Below are 24,927 nucleotides of genomic sequence, written 5' to 3'. Positions count from 1 at the left end.
GTGAGTGTACTTGAACTTCAGCTACTTTTCTCCAGGAGTGTGCTAGTTCATGAAATGTTCTAAACCCCCCTCATTTTAGAACATTACAACTTATGGCTTTTGCCATGAAGATTTGTTTTCACCCTTTATTTTTAAAACTTCTCTTGAATAAGAGAAAACCATTTACGCCAAAATCTTTTGATAAGATTTTGGCGCTTTTTTCTTAGGAGGATTCAATATCTTCGAGGTGCATTCTCTTTGCAGAAAGCATTGTATGATAGCTGTGCATCAGCATGCCTACAATGATGACGCCCACACCGGCTAATGCAATGGATGACGGCAATGGAATTCCGAGCAGCAGCATTTCACCCGCCATAACAAACAAGACTTCTGTCGATTGGGTTGCCTCGACCGCCGCGAGCTTACCTTGATTATTACGGGCCTGGTCTGTTGCGATAAAGAACAAGGTTGTTGCAATAACGCCTGAACTGACTGCCACAAGGAGACATTGGAATAATTGTGAGCTTGTCGGTAACCCAACTGTTAGGAGAGCCCAAATAGCCATGATGATCCATGCTGGCATCGATGCGAGCGTCATACCAAGTACTCGCTGAAATGTATCAAGCCGGCCATTGCATACATCCATCATTTTTCGGTTACCGAGAGGATAGGCGAAGGCAGCGACAATAACTGGCAGCACACCGAGCAAAATGGTTTGCCAGGAAGCTGTACTTGCCTGTGGAATTTGAATAAGAAGTATACCAATTAATATAACGGCCGAAATAGCCAGGGAAACAAGCGGAACTTTATGCCGGCCTCCTGCAGCTGTCAGGAATAAAGGGGCAAGCAGAACGCCTGCCACAATAGTAAATTGCCATGTGCCTGATACGAGCCAGCCGGGACCAAATGCAGCAGCGAATGTAAGGGGAGCATAAAACAGTACAAAGCCTACAAAACTCCAGCCAAGCCATGGAATGGGTGCCTGTCTTAGCTCTTTTGTCAACGGTTTACCTCCCTTGCGCATCCAAACAATGGCAATTAAAAATGGCAGCATGAAAAAATAACGGAGTGACGCGCTCCATAGCCAGCTTCCGCCTTCTAGCTCCATCGAATGATTAAAAATAAAAGTAAAGCCGAAAAAGAATGCGGCAAGTATACCGATTGCGATTTCTTTCATTTTTTTGCACCTCCACTCTGAAAATTCAGTTAACTTATCAGAAAATAAAAGCGAAGTGCCAAAACACTCCGCTTAAACACGTATTATAAACTTTTCAATGAAAATTTCAACCTACTTTTGTTCGAATAGCTGGACGATCTCTAAAATTACTTGTGTTGCTTTTTCCATCGTTTCAGCGGATACATACTCGAACTTCCCGTGCATATTTTCTCCACCGGCAAAAATGTTTGGAGTCGGCAGTCCCATAAAGGAAAGCTGGGAGCCGTCCGTGCCGCCGCGAATAGGCTCTATAATCGGTGTAATACCGAGTTTATGCATCGCTTCTTTTGCAATATCCACTATTTCCATAACAGGCTCAATTTTTTCGCCCATATTATAATATTGGTCCTCAATTTCTACTTTAATTGCCTTTTCTCCATAAGCTGCTTTAATTTGTTTTTCTGCTTTCAGCATATGTGCTTTTTTTGCTTCGAATTTTTCACGGTCATGGTCACGGATGATATATGATAATTCGGCTTTTTCGATACGGCCGTTGAAGCTCATCAAGTGAATGAAACCTTCATATCCGTCTGTTTTTTCAGGCACTGCATCCTGTGGCATCAAGTTTTGGAATGTAACCGCCATTGTTGTAGCATTTACCATCTTATCTTTTGCAGACCCTGGATGCACGCTAGTGCCATAAGTCGTTACTTTTACGCCTGCTGCATTGAAGCTTTCGTATTGAAGCTCACCCAGCGGCCCGCCGTCCAGTGTATAGGCATAGTCAGCATTAAATGCCTCTACGTCAAATTTATGTGGTCCACGCCCGATTTCTTCGTCCGGAGTAAACGCAACACGAATTTTACCATGTTTGATTTCCGGATGTTGCACTAAATATTCCATTGCTGTCATGATTTCAGCTATACCAGCTTTATCATCAGCTCCGAGTAAAGTTGTTCCGTCCGTTGTAATCAGTGTTTGTCCAACATAGTTCTTTAAATTCGGAAAATATTCCACTGACATTGTGAGTTCTTCATTCAGCGGGATGTCTTTTCCATCATAGTGATCAATGCGTTGCGGGTTGACGTTTGTCCCCGTAAAATCAGAAGTCGTATCAACATGGGCAAGGAATCCAAGTGTCGGTACAGACTTATCTGTATTGGCCGGCAAGGTAGCAAACAGATACCCGTTTTCATCTAATGTGATCTCTGTCAGGCCGATATCAGCTAGTTCTTCCTTCAGTACATGAAGCAGATCGAATTGCTTTTGTGTAGAAGGTGTTGTGTTACTGCTTGCATCTGATTGTGTATCGATTTTAGCATAGCGGATCAGGCGTTCTATACATTTTTCTTTCATCAATTATACCTCCTTAAAATGGTATATTTAGTGTACCACTTTATTTCGCTTTTCGGAATATTGTGTAATACTTAACGCAATGAAAATTTGTGCTCCGTAGTAGGTGAACATGATCAGTTCGTGAGAAAAAGGGACCTCCAGAATGAATTTATTAATCGCAAGGATGCTGTCGGATACGATAAATGAAAGAGCACCTACTTTGGCATAGAGGGCACCCGTTTTAAAAGACATCCAGCCCATCGTTAAAATAATACTAATATAAGCAAATACCGCAATTGCTAGAATGGCTTCATCCTGACCAAAGAGCTTGCTGCACATCCAAATTGCCATGGAAGCTCCGTAAAGGACCAGAACGATCTTTATACTGGCTGGCACGTGTGCTTTACCATCAGAAAAGGCAGCAATATAAAAAATATGACCAATCAGGAAGCTTGTTAGTCCAATAATAAACCATTGAAGCGTATAGTCGCCAATTGCACAAAATATAAGACCGGTACATACAAGTACATAGTATCTTGCTATACGAATACGGGTTAAAAAGGCAAAGAGAATAATCAGTACCATTGGAATAAGCTTGAAAACCATTCTTGTTTCCAGGGGGATTGTATCCAATAAAAATACATAGTAAAATCCGAAAATCACAGCGAGAATGAGCGGAATATTGCGCATGAAACAGCCTCCTTTAAGTGTGAAATGCCAGGGCTTATTTATAATTATGAAACCTTTTATCTGATTAGTCCGTAGAAAAGGATGAATAGAAAGGATGATTCGAATGAGTCAATTATTTATCATTTCAATAATCGCGACGGGTATTATCACTATTTTACTCGTACCGGTGACAAAAAAATTTCCAAAAGTAGAGCTGACATCGAAGCAGTATAGAATTATAGCTGTCTCTGTTTTAATTTTCAGCTTTATTTCGACATTTTTCGTCGTATATGTATCGAAAATTGATCTGCAGTGGACCACTTTTCTTTATATATTACCAGTAATCGCCCTGGGGGGAGCCATTTTCTCAACGGGTATAGAAAGGAAAATAAAGTCTGCAGTTGTACTGTTGAGCATTATTGCTGTCGCCTATATACTCGGTGCGCCGTTATTTAATGCAAACGATAAATATAAATCAGCGGAGATGGCAGAAGATGTAGAAATCAAGGCATTTGATGAGACTCAGACACCTGCTAGTGTACCGCCGAAATATGTGAAAAACAAAATGAAAAAGGCTTTCGGGCAAGTACCGAATACGAGTTTTTATGAATTAGGAAATTTACAGATCCAGAAGGTGAATGGGGAGTATGTGTATATTGCTCCTGTTGAATTTTCAGGACTGTTCAAATGGTTCAATGGAAAAACAACACCTGGTTATTTCACGATGAGTGCAACAGACGCAAATGAAAACCCAAAGTTTGTAAAGCAGGAAATGACCTATGTACCGTCCGCCTTCCTGAATAAAAATTTAGAGCGGCATATACGTTTGCAATATCCTACATTGATTTTTTACGGAGCACCACAGCTTGAGGTGGATGATGATGGTAAGCCGTATTATATTCGCTCATACGGCGAGTTTATATCAGCCCGGAACGGCTTTGATGTTAAAGGGATCATTTTAGTGGACGCAGCTACCGGTAAATCGGAAAAAATAACTTTGGCAGACGTACCTGCCTTTATCGATGGGGCCGTATCCCCAGAAACAGTCAGTCTGCAAAACAGCTACTTTGGCAATTATGTACACGGTTTCTGGAATAGCGTGTTCGGCAAAAAGGATGTCAAGCTGCCGTCGGATGAAGGAACGGAGGCAAATGTATCACCGATCTTTACAGAACAAGGAGAGATGTATTACTTCACTGATTTTACAAGTCCAAAAGAGGGTGTAGACTCGATGCTCGGCTATTCTTTAACAAATGCCAGAACAGGAGAAGCTACGTATTACACTGGTAATCTAGAAGAGTCTTATATGGATTCCCAGGGGGCGCTGGAAATCATTGAGAAGAAATTTATCGAGAAGAAATGGGAAGGTGAGATGCCGGTCCTGTACAACTTTTACGGAGAAGCAAGCTGGCTGACAGCCGTGCTTGATTCGAACGGCTTCTTGCAAAATTATTTCATCGTTTCGGCAGCCAATCCGGAAATATCTGCCTATGCATCCACACCGAACGAAGCCCTGAAGTTATATAAAACAGCTTTATCCCGTGGGGGAAGTATGGTGGAAGGTGCCTCTGATGCAGAGGAGGCTCGTGCTACAGGCGAAGTCATCCGTGTATATAAGGAGCGGGTAGGCGACTTCACGATGGTATCCTTCCTATTGGCATCAGGGAAAAGCTTTATTGTTAGCACAGAAACGGTTCCTCTTGCTGTTTATATGGAAGCAGGAGATACAGTAAACGTAATCTATTTGGCAACCGGGGAGCAGTTCCTACCGGTCAAAGATGTCGTGATTACAGGATTGCCGGGACAGAAATAGATGAAAATTATCTCGAAAGTAAGTACTTAACTTGCTTTCGGGTTTTTTATTGTAAACATACATGGCACGCAGTCATGCTCTTTTAGCACAGAAGGGAAAAAAGCGGGAAATCCGCTATCTAATAGCAGCTAAATATGTGATTTAATATAATCCAGCATTTTTTGTTTGCGCTTTTCCATATGTTCGATTTTATAAGGCTTTAGATTATAAAAATGTCGCTCCTGTTCCGCCAGAAGCGCACGTTCTTTAATGAATCGCTCTTTCGGTTCTTGATCAAATATGTAATGCAGGTGGAAAATCTGCAGTAATGCCACTTCAGGGCTCTCCAGATTTGCAACAAACTTCAGATTCCATACAGATGTATAGGAAATGTATTGATGAATATAGTCAGTGGCAAATTGGTATTTTTTTAAATCGATCTGTGGCATAATTGCTTGATGCACCGCTGATAAAGCAATATTAATATCTGCAATAGATAAATAATATTTCCGCACATTTTGGAGATGCTGTTTTTCAAGAGAATTTGCTACTTGCTTATTTGTATACATACGAAAAGTCCTTTCTTCCTATCTTTTTCGCTCATTCCATTTTAACAAAATGTAACGGAGGATTTCAGCAAAAAAGCGAAATTAACAGGTGTTCAGCCATGTCAATTTCGCTTTTAGGTTGTAGCCCTTTTATACTATCTCCAAGTAAATCCTTTTGTTTCCAGGAATTCCTTTATAAATGGCCGTTTTTGATCGATCAGATAATCAGCCATTTGTTTTGTCCAATTGGCCATTTTTTGGTTGGAAGAGCGGCTTGCGTAATACGATTCCATTATTGCATCATATTCATCGAGAAGGGTTTCGTATTTTTCCTCATCATAGCCATTTTCATGCAGTACAGCAGCTACAGGCAGACGGGGCTTTGTTTCATTGCGTTTTGTCGGCTTGCCGATTGTCATTGCAAATAATGGAAATACATATTCCGGAAGGTTAAATAATTCACTGATTCCCTGTGGATTATTACGAGCACCGCCGATATAGCAAATGCCATAACCTTCAGATTCTGCAGCGACAACAAAGTTTTGTGCAAACAAAGCGACATCCGCTACGCCGACAAGCAGGTTTTCGGCAGAATCTACTACGATGTCAACTCCATTTTTTTTGCCAGCTTTTTGCAGACGCTTAAAGTCTACACAGAATAAGAAAGAGGCTCCTGCTGTTTGGAATTGAAACTCGTTTTTCGATAGCTCACCCAATTTTTGCTTTTTCTCCTCTTCCGTTACCCAAATGACGCTGTATGCTTGTACAAAATGTGAGCTCGCGGCCATTTGAGCCGTTTCGATTAAGTCCACCACTGTTTCACGCGGAATTTCCTCTCCCGTATATTTACGGACAGATGAGTGACTTTTTAAAAGTTCTTTTGTCTTATTCAATTGATTGTCCCCCTTCTACAAAAATCAGCTTAAAGGAATTTCCTTTAAGCCCATCTTATAATATTTTTTTGGAGTAAGCCAATCTATTGCTAATACGTTGCGCTAAACAAGTAAACGGACAAATAGCCGAGTGCTGTCAATGAAATGTGGAATTTCAAGAAACCTTTTGTAGTAAAGGCATCTATTCCATATGCTCTTGTTTCTGAATGTTTGTTCTTGAAGCCTGATATAAAGCCAGTTTTATTCATGAATGAGCATAACAGGGGTGGAAAAGAAATTTAAAATCTGAAAATTTTAAACTAATAGTTGACTAATCGGTTTAACCTGTTTTATACTTTGAAACAATAGATGGAACATGAATCATAAACTCTTATCAAGAGCGGCGGAGGGACTAGGCCCTGTGATGCCCGGCAACCAGTAATGACTTACAAAGGTGCTAATTCCTACAGATTCGAATCGGGATCTGAAAGATAAGGGGAGGAAAACTTGCTCATTCGCAGCCCTCTTCTTATTTGAGAAGAGGGCTTTTTAGTGCTCATTTGTACAGAGGCCCTTTTCCAAATAGAGTGCGGGGAGTTTTCCGTATCCTCCTCGACCGATTGTCCATCGACTATACATTTAGGAGGAAGATACTCATGTCACAAAACCCAGAAACATTATTATTGCACGGCGGCCAAAAGCCGGATCCTGTTACAGGAGCAATCGCCGTACCAATCTACCGCACAACGGCTTATGCGTTTAAGGATACTGCCCATGCGCAGCGCCTCTTCGCCCTTGAGGAGCCTGGCAACATTTATTCGCGTATTATGAACCCGACAGTGGGTGCTTTTGAGGAACGTATCGCGTTAGTTGAAAAGGGGACAGCTGCTGTGGGCTTGTCATCCGGGGCAGCTGCCATTGCCTTTTCTATTTTAAATATTGCCGGTGCTGGAGATGAAATTGTATCAGCTGGTTCACTTTACGGAGGGACTTACAACTTATTTGCTACTACATTACCGAAGTATGGGATTACGACAACATTTGTGGATGAGCGCGACCCGGAAAACTTCCGCTTGGCAATTACAGAAAAAACCAAAGCAATCTATGCCGAGACAGTTGGCAATCCGAGTTTAAACATTTTAGACATCGAGGAAGTTGCGGCTATTGCTCATGAATATGGGCTGCCATTAATTATTGACAATACATTCCCTTCACCATATGGCACAAACCCTATTGATTTTGGAGCGGATGTTGTTGTCCATTCAGCAACCAAATGGATTGGCGGCCATGGCACTACAATTGGCGGAGTAGTGGTAGATGCCGGAAATTTCGACTGGACACAGGGACGTTTCCCTGGGTTTACGGAACCGGATGCGAGCTATCACGGGATCCGCTATGGAATAGATGTACCGAATGCAGCATTTGCAACAAAGCTACGTGTGCAGCTGCTGCGTGATTTTGGACCGACTTTGTCAGCCGATTCTGCTTTTCATTTCATCCAAGGGCTGGAGACGCTTCATCTGCGTGTAGCCCGCCATAATGAAAATGCTTTAAAGGTCGGGGAATATTTAAAAAATCACTCATTTGTGGACTATGTAAATTACCCGGGCTTTGAAGAGTTTCCTTCTCATCATTTAGCCAACAAGTATTTGAAAAATGGTTATGGCTCTATTCTTACATTTGAGATTAAGGGCGGCCGGGATGCTGGACGTGAGTTAATTGATAACGTGGAACTATTCTCTCACGTAGCGAATGTTGGAGACGCCCGTTCCTTAATTATTCATCCGGCATCAACGACACATCAGCAGCTATCAGCTGAGGAGCTGAAAATAGCCGGTGTATCCGAAGGGCTCATCCGCCTGTCAATCGGATTAGAGAATGTAGAAGACATTATAGCTGATTTAGAACAAGCGCTAGCAAAGGTACAAGAAAAAGTAACTGCTAACATTTAATTCATTGCCTCATTCGGCAACAAAAGCGGTGGTTCCGTGTCATTTCACAGAGGGCCGCCGCTTTTGCTAAAAAAGACAACAAATTCATAGTAAGTTTATAAGTTTTATTGACAATAGCTGTACTGTTTTGTAATATAAAGCCAACATTAAAACCTACTATCATACTCGGAAAAAGGAGAGTGTAAAATGGGGAATATTTATAGTGCTCAACATGTCGCAGCTTATTTTATATATGAACTAAATGAAGTCCAAGCTTTCGTAAATCAGTGTTCCCTCCAGCAATTATTAGGGCAGATCAATACTATTTGGAAAAAGGTATTTGGTCATGGCGCTTTTTTTGAAATGACATACAGCCCGGCCTCTGCCGGATTTGTTGTAAAGGAAGTATATGATGCCTATAAGGATTTAGGGACAGGCCATATTTTATTACCTGCAAAAGAGTGGTATTTAAAATACGGGGAATTTCAGCTTGTACACCGTACATATGGTATCCCTCCCTTTACACAAAAAGAGGAAATGATCGCGAAAAAGGTGCTCGAACGTTATCGTGTATCATTAGAGGGAATGAATATAGCTGTGTAGCTGGATAAATGGGAAAAACACATAACACGAAAGGGTTAAATGAAAGGTTACACAATCAACCCTTTTGAAAGCATCCACTATGGGTGCTTTTCTTTTTTAGGAACTTCTCTTTTTAAATAGTAGTTATTTGATCAGGTTTCCTTGTAAAAGCGGAGAAATGTGGCAGAAATATGAAACATAAAAGAATATATAAAAAGTTCTGTGTTCATTTTACAAAAACAAATGTTTTTCTAGAGGAGATTCTTCTTGTTTTCGTTTATAATATAAGATAGAATTTTTATATAAAATTTTTAGAATTGTGCGTTTATATAGATTTTTTGAGACTTTGGAGGAGACATACATGGCAGTAATAAAGGCGGCCATCCTAGGATTTGGCACAGTAGGTCAAGGGATTTATCATATTTTAAATGAAAAGCGAGAAGCGCTTCGGGAAAAATTAGGCGTGGAGTTAGAGGTAGCTAAAATTTTGGTGCGTGATACGTCAAATGAACGAATCCCAGGGACGCAGCATTTATTGACAGATAATATTGATGAAGTGTTTGCCGAAAAAGGCATGCAAGTTGTATTTGAGGCAATCGTTAATGAAGAGCCGGCATTTTCTTATTTGAAACAGGCTATCGAAAACAAATGTCATGTAGTGACAGCAAACAAGGTGATGTTTGCGAAGAGGGGACTGGAACTGCAGACACTGGCAAAGCAAAATGGTGTATTTGTAGGGTATGAGGCGACGGTCGCCGGTGGTGTGCCTGTTATTAAGACATTGAAAAATATTCTGCTCGTCAATGATGTAAGCTGCATTCAGGGAATTTTGAACGGTACGACAAACTACATGCTGACAAAAATGCGTAAGGAAGGATGGAGTTTCGAGGAAGCCCTGCTGGAAGCACAGCGCCTTGGTTATGCAGAAGCTGATCCTTACAATGATATTTCCGGTCAGGATGCATTTAAAAAACTCATGGTACTGTCAGATTTAGCCTTTGGTGAACAGCCGGCTTGGGCAGAAGTAGAAGTAATCGGGGTTGATACTATTTCTGCAGAGGATGTAAAAGTTGCTACGGAACAGGGAATGCGATACCGTCATGTAGCAGAAGTAGAGCGGCAGGCAGATGGGAAAATCGTAGGTAAGGTAGCACCTATGCTTGTAGATAGGGAGCATCCTTTATTCCCGATTGATGATGTTTTTAATGCAGTAGCTATAGATACAAACTACATTGGCACCTTAACAGTGACAGGTCCGGGAGCTGGTATGTATCCGACTGCTTCTGTCATGGTAGAGGATTATGCAGAGATTATCGGCAAGCGGGCCGGATTTGTTGTTACGATTTAGCTATTATCAGATCGTATGTCCTGCTAATCGAAAAAAGTGGAGATATACCCTGCGACACAAATAAAGAAAAACCGGACAATCCATTTTCCAGGGATTGTCCGGTTTTTTGTGAAAAAATAGTAAGGATACGTTATAAAATATGTGAGAAATGGTGCAGTCAGCATTTTTTCATTCTGTGCTCATATCGCCATTTTTCCAGTGCTTTTTAAAGCAGTCAAGCTGGTGCTATATAGTTGCCGCTTTACAGTGCTCAGTCTTCATCCTTTACATCCACATCGTCTGGAATAGGCGTGCTCCGCCAAATTTCAATTTCCTCTTTAATACGCTCAAGCTGCTCATGATAAGTATCGAACTGCCGGCTGTTAATTAAGAACTGCTCGCCGTCATGGACAGCTTTAATGCGGCCATTGTAAATGTACTGCAGAATTTGATGCTCAGGCATGCCGATATCTTTAGCAGTCTCTTCCACCGTTTTATACATTTTGATGACCCCCGTTTCCATCTAATAATACTTTCATTATACCACGAGAATCGTAAAGGAAAGTTTATATTGAATTTATATTCATCCAGTAAGATACAAAGTGGAAATTGAATAATGAAGGAGGAAAACACAGTGAAAAAGTTTTTATACCCAATAACTGACTGGGTTTCAACAAAGCGTGGGATGTGGATTACAATCATTGGCTGGCTTGTGCTGATGATCGGCTTAAGTGCCGGTCCAAAGTTAGGTGATTATAAAATAACAAACTTCCAGTCGCTTCCCGATGAGGCAGAGTCTATTATTGCGGAGAATAAATTAGAGGAACTGTTCCCGAATGATCTGGGAACCCCTGGGATACTCGTCTTCCATAATGAGACGGGAAATATTGAGCTTGATGAGGTCAAGCAAGTGTTGAATGCGATTATGGCTGAAGATATTAAAGGCATTGAAACGATAATTGATGTTTCAGCTATGCCAGAACAGGCATTAGCTGCATTTACATCGGAGGATAAAACGACGATGATCGTGCCGATGAATTTGGAGGCGGGTCTTGGCAATGCCGATTATTCGGAAATCAATGATGCAGCTTCAGAAATCGGAAACGAAGCAGCGAAGGATCTAGCACTGGACTTCTATATTACCGGGCCGGCGGGTATAGCAGGTGACACGACAAAGCTCTTTGAATCTGCAGACCTTCAGTTGCTGTTTGCGACAATTGCCATTATTTTGGTGCTGTTGATTGTGATTTATCGTTCACCGCTGCTTGCATTCATTCCGTTGCTTGCAACCGTGATTGTCTACCAGGTAGTAAACCAATCGGTAGCACTGATGGGGTTAGGCGGGCTGGAAATTAACAACTCGACAACTTCTATTATGAGCATCCTGTTGTTTGCAGCAGTTATCGATTATTCACTGTTTGTCTTCTCCCGTTATCGCGAAGAGCTGAACCACTATGAAAATAAATATGAGGCAATGAAGGATGCCATGCGTGCAACAGGGGAGCCAGTATTTTTTGCAGGTGGTACAGTCCTTGCAACAATGCTCATTTTATTCTTTGCGGATTTCCGTGATTATCAGAACTTCGCCCCAATCTTTGGCTTAGCGATGTTTATTATAATGCTGGCTTCTATTACATTAGTACCTGCGTTATTTACATTGTTTGGCCGTAAAGCATTCTGGCCAAAAGTACCGGAATACGGCGAGCAAAAAGAAGTGAAGCATGGGATATGGGGAGCAGTCGCAAAATTTGTTGTTAATAAGCCTGGTCTTTCAGGCGGGCTGGTTGCCATTTTTATGTTGATTACGGCATTAAACGTATTTAACTTGGACTTTGAATTTAACTCTGTTAAAAACTTCCCGGAAAAATTGCCTTCAAGAGTAGGATATGAAATTGTAGAAGAAAAATTTAACAAAGGGGACCTGGCACAAACAACAATCATTCTGCAGGGTGTTGAAGCACTGACAGAAGAAGAAATCCAAGCCTTCAGCAATGAGCTGACAAGCAATGAAGAAATTGACTCGGTCACATTGGTAGACTTAACAGATGATCAAACGGCAGCAAAAATTAACGTTTCTTTAACGATGAACCCTTATTCGTCAGAAGCAATTGATTTTATAGAAAAGTTACGTAAGGACACAGATAATGCCGTGAAGAATTTAGAAATTGAGGCAGACGTCTACTTTAGCGGTATAACGGCCAAGCTGGCGGATGAGAGAGACATTAACAATGGGGATATTATCAAAATTGTGATTTTGGAAACTCTGCTGATCCTTGTATTACTGTTTGCCTTAACACGCTCAATTAAAATGCCGATTTATATGATGGCAACCATACTAATTTCCTATGTTTCGGCTCTTGGCCTAGGATTATTCCTTATAGACGTGCTGTTTGGGTATGATGCTATAAGTACACGGGTACCAGTGTATGCGTTTATTTTCCTCGTAGCGCTGGGCATTGATTATAACATTATTTTAGTATCGCGCTTCCTGGAAGAACGTAAAAACAAGACAGTGAAGGATGCATTAGAGGTGGCCATCCGTAATACAGGCGGCGTCATTTCTTCTGCAGGATTAATTTTAGCGGCTACTTTTGCTGCACTTACGACAATGCCGATTGCCGATCTGTTCATTTTTGGATTCATGGTAGCGATTGGAATTCTGATTGATACCTTCCTAGTACGTGGTATGCTGTTGCCATCGCTAATCCTATTTTTTGAAAAAGATAAATAATACTGCTCCTACTCAGAGCGTGGAGGGATGATATGCGGATAATAGTCGTAGATGATGATCATGATATTTTACAGCTTGTTTCAATTCACCTGACACGCGAAGGTTATGAGGTCGAGCAGGCGAGCGATGCACAGCAGGCACTGGATGTGCTTGAAGAGAAAGAAGTGGACTTAGCGATAGTAGATGTGATGATGCCGGGCATGAACGGTTTTGAACTTACGGAAATTCTTACGCGAGAGCTTGATATTCCGGTCATCCTTCTCACCGCCAAGGGCCAGCTTGAGGATAAGGAAAAAGGCTTTATTGCCGGGTCGGAGGATTATATTGTAAAACCCTTTGAACCAAAAGAGCTGCTCTTTCGTGTCGCTGTTGTGTTAAGACGATTCGAGCGCTCAATTGATGCTTTAATCGAAGTGGGAAACCTTAAAATTGATCGTAAAAACTTTGAGGTGGTCATTAATCAAGAGACGATTATGCTGCCAATGAAGGAGTTTGAGTTACTAAGCCTGTTAGCAGCCAGGGCGCATAAAATAATACAGCGGACGCTGTTAATTGAACAGACATGGGGAGCTGATTATGAAGGTGGCGAAATGACGCTCAATACCCATATTAACCGAATTCGAGAACGTCTGAAACGATACGGTGCGACGGTTGAAATACAGACGGTGCGAGGAATTGGCTACAAATTAGAGGCGAATAAATGAGGACATTATATAGGCAGTTTATTAGTGCTACAATTATCATCCTGATATGTAGTGTAGGAATCGGTTTTGCACTCGCTAACGTTGTGTATTTCACATTTACAAAAGATAAGGTTGATCAGCAAAATGTAGACACTGCACAAGAAGTAGTTCATATTTTGGAGAATTTACACGGTTCTGAGGAGTCAATGAATGAATATTTAGCCTCCATTGGAAAGCTTGGTTATCAGGTTTTTATGGTAAATGAAGCTGGTGATTATATGTATTTTGGCAAAGCCTTTACGAACGAGGAAATGCCAGCAGAAGTGCTTGAAGAAATTTTAGAGGGAAAAATCTATCACGGTATGCAAAGCTTTTCGGGGAGTTTTCTCATGATGAGCCACTTTTCCAATGATGTACAAAACACAGTCGGCGTACCCTTTTCTGTAGAAGGAAAGGAATACGGCCTGTTTTTGCGGCCAAACAATAAAATGCTCTTTTCAGATATCCATACCGTGCTTGTCGGGTTTGTCTTGGCTATTGCCATTGTCAGTATAACCGGCGTTGTCTTGATGACACGCCAGCTCATCCGCCCGATTACCCAGCTTACAGAGGCCACAAAAGCAGTGTCGAAGGAAAATTTCCATTATACATTGGATATTTCGAGAAAGGATGAAATCGGCCAGCTGGCAGAGAGCTTTAATCTCATGCAGCAACAATTGGCACATAATGATGAGGCCCGTAAGGCGTTTATCAGCAATGTATCACATGATTTTCAATCACCCCTTATGAATATTCAAGGCTATGCGGAGCTGCTGCAGGGTGAAGAGGTCAGCGAAAAAGAGAGGCTGGAATATTCGGCGATTATTGACCGAGAATCGAAGCGCCTATCAAATTTAACAAAGCAGCTTCTGCTGATTACGTCACTCGATCAGGCAACATATCCAGTGAAATTTAAGCAGCTTCGCATTGATGAGCAACTAAAGGAGGCGATCCGGAAATACCGTTGGCGGCTGAGTGAGCAGGAAATTGAGCTTTCCTACAAAGCAGAAAAGGCCGTTGCCTATGCAGACGAGGAACTGCTCGTGAATGTATGGGATAATCTATTATCAAATGCTATTAAATACAATCGTCCCGGAGGCAGCATTGTTATTAAATGCAGTGGTGCTGGAGAAGAGATTGAGATAGTTTTCAAGGATACAGGCATTGGTATGTCATCTGAAGTACAGGAGCAGGTGTTTGAGCGATTCTTCCGTGTAGATGAAGCACGGAAAAAAGACGGGACGGGTCTTGGCCTAGCAATTGTTAAGCAGGTGGTAACGCTGCATGGGGGTACTATTAGGCTGGAAAGTGAGCCAGGCTTAGGTAGTATGTTTATCATTCGGATTCCGATAGAGAGAAGATAAAAGGAGATAAGGGAAATGGAGAAAAAATGGTCAATTCGATTGATTCGATTTGCTGCAATCTTTGGTTTGTTTGGAACATTTTTAGGCTCTAAAATGAGTGGAGATATAGACTATTCGCTACGTCCAATCCACGCACACATACTGTTGGTCGGATGGCTTTCGGTATTTGCCTGGGGGATATTCTATAAGGTTTATACAATTAAGCATAAAATACTAGTAACAATTCAAAGTATATTGGCAATGACCGGTGCTTTTGGGCTGACATTCGGCATGTGGATGTATAATTTGAATCCGTTCAATTTGAACGACACATTTGTGATGATTTTTTTCATTGTTGGAGGAACATTGCTATTGCTAGCGTTCACATTGTTTATGGTGATTACATTCTTTATAGAAGTTCAAGAAAAATAAGAGTGAGAAAAGTCTGTCCGAGGAGGGCAGACTTCTTTTTGATAGCAAGACGAATGGTTGGTCATTCGCCCTATTATAACTGGCTGAATTTATAGGAATTTTCTTCTATATTTATAAAAAAGCTCCGTACTTAACCTCCAGACGTTATAATCTTTGTAAGGGGGCTTTTTATGAAATCTTTACCGTACATAATGGTGTTGTTCGGAGCTATGCTTTGGGGTACGACCGGGACAACACAGACCTTTCTTCAGGAGGGAATTTCGCCCTTTTCTGTTGCCTGTGTACGATCGGGCATCGGGGGAGGATTATTACTGATAATTACTCTTGTAATGAAAAAAATGAATTGGCGGACATGGCCATGGAAATGGAATATTCTTGCCGCCCTTGCCATTGCCTTATTCCAGTGTCTGTTTTTCTCGTCCATTCGTTTTACAGGAGTAGCTATTGGAACGGTCATGACAATTGGAAGTTCACCTGTATTTTCCGGCCTTTTGGAATGGACAATTTGGAAAGAAAGACCGAGCCGTATATGGGCTTGGGCAACAAGTTTTGCCATCATCGGCTGTGCCATGCTGTTCATAAACCGGGGAGAGGGGATAATCGATCCTTTCGGCATCGGGCTGGCGCTGTGTGCCGGTTTAATGTTTGCCCTTTATACAAATGTCAGCAAGCAGTTGATGGAGCAGGTAGAAACATTGCCGGCTGTGGCGATGACATTTTCGTTATGTGCTGCTATACTGGCACCGATTGCCTTAATGGAAGGTGTATTATGGATAACAGATAAGGGAAATCTCCTGCCGATGCTTTATATGGGGATTATCACAACGAGTATTGCCTATCTATTATTTTTAGCTGGGCTCCGCTTTGTCAACTCTTCGGCAGCAGTAACATTGAGTCTGGCCGAGCCGTTGACTGCCGCACTTTTAGGCGTACTGTTCCTGGGAGAATATCTATCTTTAACTTCCTGGGCAGGGGTTCTTCTTATCTTGGGTGGAATTGTCGTGCTGACCTTTGGTAATAATCGTACAACTTCCCCTGAAGAAGCATAGTGCAGCTTCTTAAGAAATTCTTCAGATTTGGCATACAAAAAAACTCATTTTTTTGTTTTACGATAAGACTATAGGAAAAAGCAGTGAGGTGTTTATGGTGAGCAAGCTAACTGTGCTCGTCACGGATGACGACAAGGATATCCGTGACGGAATAGAGATCTACCTGAGAAATGAAGGGTATCATGTGCTCAAGGCAGCGGATGGCAGTGAAGCATTGGAGCTTTTGAAAACGAATGAAGTCCATCTCATTATCCTTGATATCATGATGCCGAAAATGGACGGCATTACAGCAACATTCAAAATACGTGCAGAGCGTAATATCCCGATTCTTATGCTCAGCGCAAAAGCGGAAGATACGGATAAAATTCATGGATTGTCGGTTGGAGCGGATGATTATTTAACAAAGCCGTTCCACCCGCTGGAATTGATGGCACGTGTGAAGAGCCAGCTGCGGCGTTACACCGAGCTGGGCACATACCGCCAGCAGGAGGAAGTATCAGGACTTACACTCCACCCGGAAGCAAAAGAGGTGCGGGTGGACGGTGAGCCTGTGAAACTGACGCCAATCGAGTACAAGATTACCGAGCTGCTATTGAAAAACGCAGGACGAGTGTTTTCCATCAATGAAATTTATGAAATTGTGTGGAATGAAGAAGCGTATAATGCGGAAAACATTGTAGCAGTGCATATTCGGAAAATCCGTGAAAAAATCGAAGCCGATCCGAAAAATCCCCGTTATCTGAAGGTGGTGTGGGGCCTTGGATACAAGATTGAAAAATAAAGTACTGCGCATTTGTTCAACATGCAGCCTGATTGCCGCTGCTGTAGGGATCGTATGCATCGGGGCATACGTATGGAGCTGGGTGGATACAAATTTGATGGATACCATCAAGCTTTTACGCAAGTTATTTTAGGAGGAATAAAAAATGAAAACAAGATTATTCCTCACACTTTTTCTTATGTTTGTTATCGCTTTTGGCGGTATCTCCTTTTTACATCGCGGGCAGGAACTGCTGGCCGACAATTACTTCTATACCGATCGTTTTGAAGGTACAGAAAATCAATTTCTGGACGGGCTCAAACAATATATTCTAAATCCCATTGATTTTGAAGAATTGTTGGACAATATAGAAGTCACATCGGAAGAAATCGACTACTATCGCAGTTACTATGGCTCACTTAGTGATCAGCTGATGAACATCGAATCACAGTACAGTGAGCGCCTGGATGATCCAGCGATAGGTGAAGCTGCACGAACAGCCTTGGAGGAGGAGAGGAATAATAAGCTTGAAGAGGTCAAAAAGAACTTTGAAAGTGACGATGTAGTAAAAGAAAAAATTATTGCTTTAAAGAAAGAAGCACTTACAAAGTACGAAACAGAATTTGAACGTGGTGTACGAGAGTTTAAATCAACCTATAGCTTTTTTGATTATAAATTGAAGGATATGGAAACAGCCAAAAGTGTGGAAAAATGGGGAGATGAAAAGGCAGCTTATACACAGACATTTACCGAATCTCAACCCTTGCAGGCAGAAGCTGTCTCGTCTATTTATTTAGGAGAGTATACAAATTCGCCAGGACTGATCGGATACGATATACAGGTAAACCAGGATGATCGCTACTTTACAGGTTCTATCAGCTTGGCAAAGTCTATGCTGACGAAATCAGATTTTAGTGAGGAATACCATGTTTTCAAATTGGAGAGAATTATCTTTTATCTAATCTGGGCAGCCGCTTTAGCAGCAATCTTTTTATTGGTTACAGTATGGAGACCAAGCTGGCAGCTATTTAGTGGTGTTCTGGATATAGAAGAGCGTTTCTACCGTCTACTGCCCGATGTAAAAATAGCCTGTTCGTTTATCTTGGCTTTGTTTACTTTATCTGCTATGGAGAGCGGAGTTTATCGGGTTCAGGGCATGCTGTATGAATATACAATGTATGGCGGCTTTAGAAACGGGTTTGAGTTGATCTTTTTATTGGTTCTGCAATTTGTTTTATTTAGTGCAACGATAGTAACGGCTGTTTGGGCTTATTTGTCCATCAAATCAGAAGAGGCACCGTTTAATGATTCTTTCGTGATGAAAATCGTAAAAGCAAGTCAGGATGTTTTCCTGAACCGTTCTATCGGTATTCAGATGACAGCGCTCCTCTTCATTTTCTTCTTGGGCGGGGTCGGACTTGCAGGTGTAACACTACAGTTTGGATTAATCGTGATTTATGCTCCATTATTCACTTTCATTTTATTGCCGGCGCTATATATCTTCTTACGACGCATGGGCTACCTAAACCGTGTAATGAAACAAACAGAAGAAATGGCAGCCGGACGCCTGACATCCCCTATAAAAGTAAAGGGGAAATCACCGATTGCCCGTCATGCCGAAAATTTGAATGATTTACGGAAGGGAATCGAATTATCGATGAAGGAGCAGGCAAAGAGTGAACGATTGAAGACAGAGCTGATTACGAATGTCAGCCATGATCTGCGTACACCGCTGACATCGATTATTACGTATACGGATCTTTTGAAAAATCCAAATTTAACAGAAGAAGAACGGGCGAAATATGTTGGGATTTTGGACCAAAAATCTGCCAAGCTAAAGACACTTATTGAAGATTTGTTTGATGTTTCAAAAATGGCGAGTGGGAATGTGGAAATTATGAAGCGCCGTGTGGATTTAGCTCAAATGCTTCAGCAGGCTGCAGGTGAGCATGAAGAGGACTTTACTGCTGCTGGGCTTGACTTACGAGTGGCGATTCATGATCAGCCGGTATATGCGGAGGTAGATGGCCAGAAATGGTGGCGGGTTGTCGATAACTTGCTTCTCAATGCCCGGAAATACAGCCTTGAAGGAACGCGTGTTTATGTTTCGCTCCGCACCGTTTCCGGTATAGCGGAATTCTCTGTGAAAAATGTTGCAAAGTATGAGCTCGGCGAAAATGTAGAAGAGCTGACAGAGCGCTTTAAACGAGCAGATACATCACGTCATACGGAGGGCTCAGGGCTCGGCCTTGCTATTGCACAATCTATTGTAGATTTACACGGCGGCCAACTGCAAATCGAAGTTGATGGTGATCTATTTAAAGTCATTGTGAAAATCAACACTGTATAAAGGAAGTACACTGCCGGGGACGGTGGTGTACTTTTTCTGCACTAAAGCCGAAGCTGAGCCTGTTATGACGGTTATTCATCTAATTAACAGGAACAGCTTCATAAAGTTATGAATAATTACAACTCTTTCTAAAAAGTTTTTCGCTACTAGATTCGATTCGCTATCTTATACGTGCTATAATTTTTTCAGCGGATTTCTGCGTAAAAGAATCCTTCTTTTGGCTTATAGCTGACTGGGAGCTATGATTCTTATCATAAGAAGATAGGGGAGCGTGTACAAATATGAGGGTGTTGATTGGAGCGCTCGTCATAGCCTTATATGGCGGCATTACCTTTTATTTAGGCTGGAACTTAAAGAAGTGGCTCATTGCCCTGCATATTTTCCGCCTCGAACCGCTTTATTGGACTATACTGTTCATTGTGTCGTTTGGGTTTATTTTAGGACGAATCCATGAACTGCTGAAGCCGCTTGCAGTAATCGGAAACTACTGGATGTTCATTTTCCAATACGGCTTGATTATCTGCCTTATTGCGAACCTCATTATTTGGCTGACACCTATTAAAAGTATACTATGGGTAGGAACGATTGCAGTTGCCTTACTTGTTGTTTTGTTTGGTATCGGTACATATAATGCCTACACCCCGGTTACACGTGAGCTATCCATACAGATTGATAAAAAGGGCGAGCCGATGCGTGTTGTAGTAGCATCAGATTTTCATCTTGGTGTGCTTTCCAATAAGGGACACCTCGAAAAATTTGTGCAAAAGGCAAACGAAGCAAAGCCGGATTTAGTACTGCTCGTCGGTGACTTGATTGATGACGATCCAAGCTGGTATATCGAGGACGGCATGCACGAGGTAATGAAGCAGCTTAAGACGACATATGGTGTCTATGGGGTATTAGGGAACCATGAGTATTATGGAGGAAAGATTCCTATGCTTATTAAAGAAATGGAGGCCTCCAATGTAAAAATGCTATTGGATGAAACCATTTTAGTTCATAATCGTTTCTATTTAACAGGGCAAGAGGATAAAACGAACAAGTCACGTAAGCCGCTTGAAAGTTTACAGCCGGAAGATGGGGCACTGCCATGGTTTGTGATGAACCATACGCCTGATGATTTGGAGACACCTGCAGCACTTGGGGTGGATTTTCATACATCCGGCCACACACATAAAGGGCAGATGTGGCCAAACAGTTTTATTACTTCTCGTATTTTTGAACTTGACTATGGATATAAGCGGAAAGGTACAATGAATACTCTTGTATCAAGCGGTTTTGGTTTTTGGGGACCACCTACAAGAATCGGTTCTCAATCAGAATTATGGATCGTTGATATTGAATTTACTAAATAAGGAGCTCAATAATGGAATTACTTGAATTATTAAAAGCGCTCATCCTTGGTTTTGTTGAAGGGATGACGGAGTTCGCCCCTGTGTCTTCTACAGGGCATATGATCATTGTTGATGATTTATGGCTGAAAACAACAGAATTTTTAGGACAGGGGTCAGCCAATACATTTAAAATTGTCATTCAGCTAGGCTCGATCTTAGCAGTTGTAGTAGTCATGTGGAAACGAATTTTAAGCCTGGTTGGTTTATATAAAATAGAAGGCCAGGAAAAAACAAAGTTTAATTTGGGACATGTTATTGTTGGGATTATCCCGGCTGGTTTGTTTGGTGTTTTATTCGAGGACTACATCGATGAAAATCTATTTGGCATTAAAACGGTGATCATCGGTTTATTTATCGGGGCATTCCTAATGATTATTGCAGATAAATTTGGACCGAAGCGACCGAAGATTACATCACTTGATCAAATTTCTTATGCTAAAGCTTTGAAGATTGGACTTATTCAATGTCTATCGTTATGGCCTGGCTTCTCTCGTTCTGGCGCAACAATCTCCGGTGGTGTATTGCTTGGGCTGGACCACAAGACAGCGGCAGACTTTACCTTCATCATGGCAGTGCCTATTATGGCCGGTGCCAGTGGTCTTTCGCTATTTAAAAACTGGGATCAAATCAACATGGATCACCTTGGATTTTATGCAATCGGTTTTATTAGTGCATTTGTCTTTGCGCTTATTTCTATCAAGTTCTTCTTGAAATTAATTTCAAAAGTAAAATTAACACCGTTTGCTATCTATCGTATTGTCTTGGCCCTTATTTTAATGGCCGTTATTTATTTATAATGAAAGAAGGCAGCATCTTTTACGGATGCTGCCTCAGAGTAAAGACAAAGTCTTTTTACGACTTTGTCTTTACGTATTTTTAGAGAATAATGAAAAAGAGATTTACCCAGCCTGTCTTGAAAACGTTTGCCAGACAAGGCGCGCCGACGAGCGAAGACGCGAATAGAACCTAAGTTCAGGAGTGGACGAGCGAGGCAAGCAACGCGGGATGAAAGCGTTTGTCAACAGGCTAAGGCAGCATCTTTTACGGATGCTGCCTTTTGCATGCAATCTATTTGTCGGAGCAAAACCGGAGAGCGCGGCTCACAACGGTAGGAACAACAGAGGCATGATTTTCCCCCGGTGCTATATAGCATTCTACCTTCAGGTTGGCAATCTTCAGCATTGTATCCATTTTCTTAGCATCCTCTACCATAAACCCTTCACGTTCACCGACTGAAATAAAAACACCGGTATTCTTTATACTTCCCCCATGAGCGATAAAACGGGCGCCCATTTCCATTAACTCTTCCCCGTTCCACCAGATCGATGGGCTGATCGCTATGATATGCTCAAATTTTTCAGGATGATTAAAAAGGCACCATAGAGCAAAGTAGCCGCCGAGAGAGTGCCCAAACAGTGTCCGCTGTTTAGTGTTGACTGGATATTTCCCTTCTATAAGCGGAATGAGCTCTTGCTCAATGAAGCTGAAAAACTGTTCGCCCCCTCCATAAATGGAAGGGATTTTCCCTTTTGCATGCTTGGGCATAACTAATTCTTCTGCAGGAGCTGTATAGTCAATAAAGCGGCGCTCGCGCATTTCCTCTTCTTGATGGCAAATCCCGACTACAATAGCGGGGCCTATACCTGTTTTCATTTGATTCAATTGCTGCAGGCGCACTGCATCTTTAACAAATCCAAAATAGGATAAACCATCCAGTACATAATGGATAGGGAAGCCTGCCTCAGGTGTCTGTCCATCGGGTATATAAACTTTAATAGTATAGGCCGTGTTTGTAAAATGGGAATTTAGCAAAAAATCATTCATAAACCAGCTACCCTCATTCCATATTCATTGTTATAATATTTTAAATGATAATCATTTTCAATTACGAAGTCAATGGAGGAAGATACAAAAATGGAACTGTCAATCAATCAAGTAATCGAATACTATGCGAGCTCTTCCATTCAATTTGTGAATGCTTTTACGAATAGGATGGAGGCAGGCGAAAAGGACTGTGGAAGAAAAACGGCACGGGATGTTTGTGGACTTGTCATTCCACTGATAGGAAGAGCACATTTTTCATTTAATGGTTCGGTATACAAGATGAATAGACAGATGATCGTCCATGCAGGATCTTCCATGAATATAGAAATAGAATCCTTAAGTAGCCCGTGGGAATATGCAGTCATCCATTACCGGTTAATAAATACGCCTGAGCCGTATAGGGAAATGCTTCATCGCCACTTTTCATTGTCCGTTAATGATAGCAATCATATTCAGCAGATGGCTCTTCAGCTTCTCCAACAGCAGGCAAAGCCGGATTCTATGTCGAAACTCCATACACAAGTGATGTTTTTTCATCTGCTCGAGCAAATTTTAATAGCTGCCCGAAATGATTGTTATGAAAACCAAAATAGCATTACAGCCGCTTTAGAATACATACATCAACATTATACAGAGGAATTGCTCATTAGTGAGCTGGCAAGAAAGTTCGGAATGGAACGGAGAAGGTTTTCCCAATCGTTTGAAAAGCTAACAGGCCTGACGCCGATTCAATACTTAACGGAATATCGGCTGGGGAAGGCAAAGGAACTGTTAAGGACAAGCTCTTTTCCAATGGCAAAAATCGCAGAGCAAACAGGTTATCTCGATAGCTTCTATTTTAGCCGTGTTTTTAAAAAGCACTTCGGTATGCCACCGTCTACTTATCGCAGCACCTATAAAAAAAATCCATATTTTGAAGAAGAATAAGCGTTTTTATATAGATTGATTATGAAAAAGGATGTAGTAAGGTTTATCTATTATTTACGCAAAAGTCCATATGATTTGGATTTCTGTCCATTCACTAGAGAATGCTCCTTTGGTAAAATTCAAATGGTAATGATAATCAATATCAATTAAAGTTAATCATAGGAGGAGAAATCATAATGAAAAAGTATTGGTCTTTAGGAGCTGCGGCACTGCTTGCGCTAACATTGGCAGCATGTAATTCAGGCGACGAACCAAAGGAAACGAATGCAGAGTCGGAAAAAAAAGTAGAAACAAGCGCTAATGAGAATGCAGCAGCAGACACAGAAAAGGTGATTAGCTATTTAGATACAGATTATACTTTCCCGAACCCGGTTGAAAATATTGTGGCAGCAAGTTTGGAAGCGATGGAAGATGCCGCTGCGCTTGGTGTAAAACCAGTCGGTGTTTTGGAAATAGCCGGGGAGATCCCAAAGTATTTAGCGGAGGACCTAGCCGGAGCGGCATTGATTGGCGACAAAATGAAGCCAAATGCGGAAGCAATCTTAAATTTAGAGCCTGATGCTATTATTGGGACCTCCAAATGGAACGAGGATACGTTATCGCAAATGAATAAGATAGCGACAACATTGCCGTACTCACATATTTCTACCAATTGGAAAGATAACTTGCTGGCATTCAGTCAGCTTGTTGATAAGGAAGCGGAAGCAGAGAAAATCATTGCTGATTATGAGAAAAAGGCAGCAGATGCCAAAATAGCATTAGGTAAAGCGGCTGCCGATCAAGAGGTACTCATTATTCGTGTGCGTGGAGGAGTGATGAATATTTATCCGGCTGGTGTTTATTTAAATCCTGTACTGTACGAGGATTTAGGGCTCCAAGTACCAGCAGTTTTGAAAGAAGCAGAGGCGCAGGCGGAGCTTACTCTAGAGACACTGGCAGAAATAGATCCGGACATGATATTTCTACAATTCGAGACCTCCGAAAATACCGATGCACCGAATGCTCTGAAAGACTTGGAGGCAAATCCGATTTTTGCGAACCTGACAGCTTCTAAAAATGGAGAAGTACATGTGAACACGGTTGCACCGCTTGCCCAGGGGGGAACAGCTTGGTCGAAGGTGAAATTCTTGGATGCAGCAGTTGAAAAGCTAGTTAAATAATCGCTTATGAAGCTGGTAAAAGGTGATGGATGAGCCGCTACCAG

Annotated in this window: 23 protein-coding genes and 1 riboswitch; of the genes, 16 read left to right on the top strand and 7 right to left on the bottom strand. The window is 41.7% G+C overall.

The features are described from left to right. Positions 1-202 precede the first annotated feature (202 nt). From BOD01S_RS14450 to BOD01S_RS14440, 3 genes are all read right to left on the bottom strand, one after another. Positions 203-1,156 carry a DMT family transporter gene (locus BOD01S_RS14450; protein ID WP_036153456.1) on the bottom strand — a complete coding sequence of 318 codons (954 nt, stop codon included), beginning with the start codon at positions 1,154-1,156 and terminating at the stop codon, positions 203-205. Between the two features lie 111 nt (positions 1,157-1,267). Further along, positions 1,268-2,491: a peptidase T gene (pepT, locus tag BOD01S_RS14445; protein ID WP_036153453.1), complete on the bottom strand. Its 1,224-nt coding sequence runs from the start codon at positions 2,489-2,491 to the stop codon at positions 1,268-1,270. Positions 2,492-2,518: 27 nt separating this feature from the next. After that, a complete protein-coding gene (locus BOD01S_RS14440) occupies positions 2,519-3,160 on the bottom strand; it encodes a lysoplasmalogenase (protein ID WP_036153451.1) in 642 nt (213 codons plus the stop codon). A 103-nt stretch (positions 3,161-3,263) separates the two neighbouring features. On the opposite strand from BOD01S_RS14440, the gene BOD01S_RS14435 reads away from it, so the two are divergent. Further along, on the top strand, positions 3,264-4,952 hold the full coding sequence (locus tag BOD01S_RS14435; protein ID WP_036153448.1) for a hypothetical protein: 1,689 nt from the start codon (positions 3,264-3,266) through the stop codon (positions 4,950-4,952). 128 nt (positions 4,953-5,080) lie between these two features. Here BOD01S_RS14435 and BOD01S_RS14430 read toward each other — a convergent pair whose 3' ends face one another. After that, complete coding sequence (locus BOD01S_RS14430) at positions 5,081-5,500, bottom strand: hypothetical protein (RefSeq protein ID WP_036153446.1); 420 nt, start codon at positions 5,498-5,500, stop codon at positions 5,081-5,083. A 134-nt stretch (positions 5,501-5,634) separates the two neighbouring features. Continuing rightward, entirely contained in the window at positions 5,635-6,372 is a 738-nt protein-coding gene (gene nfsA / locus BOD01S_RS14425; protein WP_036153445.1) for an oxygen-insensitive NADPH nitroreductase, read from the bottom strand. A 367-nt stretch (positions 6,373-6,739) separates the two neighbouring features. Further along, positions 6,740-6,849: riboswitch (SAM riboswitch) on the top strand. A 158-nt stretch (positions 6,850-7,007) separates the two neighbouring features. Here nfsA and BOD01S_RS14420 point away from each other — a divergent pair. The 3 genes from BOD01S_RS14420 to BOD01S_RS14410 all read left to right on the top strand — a co-directional run bounded on the left by BOD01S_RS14420 (position 7,008) and on the right by BOD01S_RS14410 (position 10,212). Continuing rightward, positions 7,008-8,303 carry an O-acetylhomoserine aminocarboxypropyltransferase/cysteine synthase family protein gene (locus BOD01S_RS14420; protein ID WP_036153442.1) on the top strand — a complete coding sequence of 432 codons (1,296 nt, stop codon included), beginning with the start codon at positions 7,008-7,010 and terminating at the stop codon, positions 8,301-8,303. 186 nt (positions 8,304-8,489) lie between these two features. After that, the gene (locus BOD01S_RS14415; RefSeq protein WP_036153440.1) at positions 8,490-8,885 is read left to right on the top strand and encodes a hypothetical protein; all 396 of its coding nucleotides are present in this window, start codon (positions 8,490-8,492) and stop codon (positions 8,883-8,885) included. A 340-nt stretch (positions 8,886-9,225) separates the two neighbouring features. After that, a complete protein-coding gene (locus tag BOD01S_RS14410) occupies positions 9,226-10,212 on the top strand; it encodes a homoserine dehydrogenase (protein ID WP_036153437.1) in 987 nt (328 codons plus the stop codon). 250 nt (positions 10,213-10,462) lie between these two features. Here the strand turns inward: BOD01S_RS14410 and BOD01S_RS14405 are convergent, their stop codons facing one another. Next, positions 10,463-10,693 (bottom strand): MerR family transcriptional regulator, encoded by a 231-nt coding sequence (locus BOD01S_RS14405; RefSeq protein WP_036153435.1) that lies wholly within the window; start codon positions 10,691-10,693, stop codon positions 10,463-10,465. Between the two features lie 132 nt (positions 10,694-10,825). On the opposite strand from BOD01S_RS14405, the gene BOD01S_RS14400 reads away from it, so the two are divergent. The 10 genes from BOD01S_RS14400 (at position 10,826) to BOD01S_RS14360 (ending at position 21,769) form a co-directional block, all read left to right on the top strand. Beyond that, positions 10,826-12,922, top strand: a complete 2,097-nt coding sequence (locus BOD01S_RS14400; RefSeq protein ID WP_036153433.1) for an MMPL family transporter — start codon at positions 10,826-10,828, stop codon at positions 12,920-12,922. 32 nt (positions 12,923-12,954) lie between these two features. Beyond that, positions 12,955-13,626, top strand: coding sequence for a response regulator transcription factor (locus BOD01S_RS14395; RefSeq protein ID WP_036153431.1), 672 nt, complete (start codon positions 12,955-12,957; stop codon positions 13,624-13,626). Next, a complete protein-coding gene (locus BOD01S_RS14390) occupies positions 13,623-15,008 on the top strand; it encodes a sensor histidine kinase (protein WP_036153427.1) in 1,386 nt (461 codons plus the stop codon). Before BOD01S_RS14395 ends, BOD01S_RS14390 begins: the two co-directional genes overlap by 4 nt. Before the next feature lie 15 nt (positions 15,009-15,023). Further along, positions 15,024-15,419, top strand: coding sequence for a hypothetical protein (locus tag BOD01S_RS14385; RefSeq protein WP_036153425.1), 396 nt, complete (start codon positions 15,024-15,026; stop codon positions 15,417-15,419). Between the two features lie 170 nt (positions 15,420-15,589). After that, entirely contained in the window at positions 15,590-16,468 is an 879-nt protein-coding gene (locus tag BOD01S_RS14380; protein ID WP_036153423.1) for a DMT family transporter, read from the top strand. 97 nt (positions 16,469-16,565) lie between these two features. After that, entirely contained in the window at positions 16,566-17,249 is a 684-nt protein-coding gene (locus BOD01S_RS14375; protein ID WP_036153535.1) for a response regulator transcription factor, read from the top strand. After that, positions 17,227-17,382, top strand: coding sequence for a hypothetical protein (locus BOD01S_RS23025; protein WP_156117014.1), 156 nt, complete (start codon positions 17,227-17,229; stop codon positions 17,380-17,382). Before BOD01S_RS14375 ends, BOD01S_RS23025 begins: the two co-directional genes overlap by 23 nt. Before the next feature lie 12 nt (positions 17,383-17,394). Further along, entirely contained in the window at positions 17,395-19,578 is a 2,184-nt protein-coding gene (locus BOD01S_RS14370) for a sensor histidine kinase (protein WP_036153421.1), read from the top strand. Positions 19,579-19,859: 281 nt separating this feature from the next. Further along, a complete protein-coding gene (locus tag BOD01S_RS14365) occupies positions 19,860-20,933 on the top strand; it encodes a metallophosphoesterase (protein WP_036153418.1) in 1,074 nt (357 codons plus the stop codon). 11 nt (positions 20,934-20,944) lie between these two features. Beyond that, positions 20,945-21,769 carry an undecaprenyl-diphosphate phosphatase gene (locus tag BOD01S_RS14360; protein ID WP_036153415.1) on the top strand — a complete coding sequence of 275 codons (825 nt, stop codon included), beginning with the start codon at positions 20,945-20,947 and terminating at the stop codon, positions 21,767-21,769. 271 nt (positions 21,770-22,040) lie between these two features. On the opposite strand, the gene BOD01S_RS14355 is transcribed toward BOD01S_RS14360, so the two are convergent. After that, positions 22,041-22,796: an alpha/beta hydrolase gene (locus BOD01S_RS14355; RefSeq protein WP_036153412.1), complete on the bottom strand. Its 756-nt coding sequence runs from the start codon at positions 22,794-22,796 to the stop codon at positions 22,041-22,043. A 90-nt stretch (positions 22,797-22,886) separates the two neighbouring features. Here BOD01S_RS14355 and BOD01S_RS14350 point away from each other — a divergent pair, with 90 nt between their 5' ends. Continuing rightward, positions 22,887-23,723, top strand: coding sequence for a helix-turn-helix domain-containing protein (locus tag BOD01S_RS14350; RefSeq protein ID WP_052124786.1), 837 nt, complete (start codon positions 22,887-22,889; stop codon positions 23,721-23,723). A gap of 176 nt (positions 23,724-23,899) precedes the next feature. Beyond that, complete coding sequence (locus BOD01S_RS14345; RefSeq protein WP_036153410.1) at positions 23,900-24,883, top strand: ABC transporter substrate-binding protein; 984 nt, start codon at positions 23,900-23,902, stop codon at positions 24,881-24,883. The last annotated feature ends 44 nt before the right edge of the window (positions 24,884-24,927 follow it).

The organism is Lysinibacillus odysseyi 34hs-1 = NBRC 100172, from assembly GCF_001591965.1.
Classification (GTDB): Bacteria; Bacillota; Bacilli; order Bacillales_A; family Planococcaceae; genus Lysinibacillus_B; species Lysinibacillus_B odysseyi.
This window is presented reverse-complemented; position numbering and strand designations above follow the sequence as displayed.